The sequence below is a fragment of the Protofrankia sp. Cas8 genome (assembly GCF_963555845.1).
GTDB lineage: Bacteria > Actinomycetota > Actinomycetes > Frankiales > Frankiaceae > Protofrankia.
Map to the genome: position 1 here is coordinate 23,173 of NZ_CAUVXI010000067.1, position 1,533 is coordinate 24,705.

Genomic DNA, 1,533 nt, shown 5'->3' on the forward strand with positions numbered 1-1,533 from the left:
CATCCACGCCCCTATTGCCGGGCGCTCTAAGCTTGCTGGTCATCTACACGGTGCGAGATGACGTGCTCGTGGTCCTGGTTGTGGAAAGCGGGCCCCGGTGCGACGAGTGGAAGGAAGACGTCAGAAGGCGCCAGTTTTCGGGCGGAAAATGTATGTCAACCATCCACTCGTGCTGGGCCGGCCACCCACCAAGGCGTCACCCTCGACTGCGCCTGCGAGCTGTAGCTGTCGATCCCCGAAATCTGACCACCCCGTCTGCCCAGGTGTCAACCCCGAAGGACTTAGAGCGCCCGGCGGGTTCGGCGGGGACGAGGTGCGCGGGCGACCACCGACCCTCCGTAGGATCCTGCGCCGTGGGAAAAAAGAGTGCGGAACGCAACGCAAGACTCGATACGCTCCGGCGGGAACAACGGCGCCAGGAACGCCGGCGTTCCTTTCTGATCTACGGAACCGGCGGCCTGGTCGCAGTCGCGGTGCTGGCCGGCATCATCGTCTACGCGCTGGTGGCCAACCAGGCGAAGGATGAGTCCCACTCGGTCGGTCACGTCACCGCGGCGAGCGCGGCGGCGACCGCGGCCGGGTGTACCGGAATCGTCAACGACGCCTCCCGCGGCAACACCCACGTCGCGGCCAACCAGACGGTCAACTACGACCTCGCGCCGCCGTCGTCGGGTAACCACGATGCCAGCCCGCTACCGGACGCCTACCGCTTCTACGAGCGCATCCCCAACCTGCGGATCGAGCGCGCCGTCCACAACCTGGAACACGGCTTCATCATCGGTTGGTACGACGCGAAACTCCCTGACGACCAGGTCACCGCGCTGCGTACCGCCGCGGACGCGGCCGGCAACCGGTTCATCGCCGTCCCCTGGGCCCGCAGCGAGTTCGCCGACAACAAGCACTTCGTGCTGACGGCGTGGGACCGCACCCAGCGATGCGCGACCGTGTCGGAGTCGGCCATCAAGGAGTTCGTGAAGACCTACGCCAACCCGAGCCCGGCCGGCGCGGCGTGGGCGTCCCCCACCGCGTCCGAGTCCGGTGCGTCCGGCGGCCCGCTCGACCTGAGCCCGACCATCGCCGGCACCGCGCAGGCCGGCAGCAGTGCACAGGCCGACAACACCCAGGCCGGCAACACCCAGGCCGGCACCGCGCCGAGCGCCGGATCGGATACCGGTGCCGCCACGTCCGCCCCGGCGGGCGCAGCCACCTCCACGCCGTAACCCCGGCGCCGACGCTGATGTCCCGGGGGAACCCAGGCATCAGCGTCGGCTGGGCATCAGCGTCGGCTGGCACAGCGGTCAGGCGCGGTCCGAGCTGAAGCGGATCGCGCCCGCGCCGAGGACCGCCCCGGGAAACACCCGGACACCAGCCCGCAGCTCGTTGTCGGGCTCGATCCGCGCGCCGTCGCCCACGACGACCCCGTCCAGTGACACCCGTGCACCGATGACCGCGCCAGCGCCGACGACCGATCCACGCACCACCGCACCGTCACCGATGACCGCACCGTCGAAGAGCACCGCACCGTCCACCCTG

Annotated in this window: 1 protein-coding gene and 1 pseudogene; one reads left to right on the forward strand and one right to left on the reverse strand. The window is 69.6% G+C overall.

Annotated features, from left to right (window positions below; all coding sequences use genetic code 11):
- Positions 1 to 353: 353 nt before the first annotated feature.
- On the forward strand, positions 354 to 1,220 hold the full coding sequence (locus U9977_RS12210; protein WP_322749350.1) for a DUF3105 domain-containing protein: 867 nt from the start codon (positions 354 to 356) through the stop codon (positions 1,218 to 1,220).
- Positions 1,221 to 1,298: 78 nt separating this feature from the next.
- On the opposite strand, the pseudogene U9977_RS12215 reads toward U9977_RS12210, so the two are convergent.
- Positions 1,299 to 1,533, reverse strand: a pseudogene (locus U9977_RS12215) (NDP-sugar synthase); the annotation flags it as partial.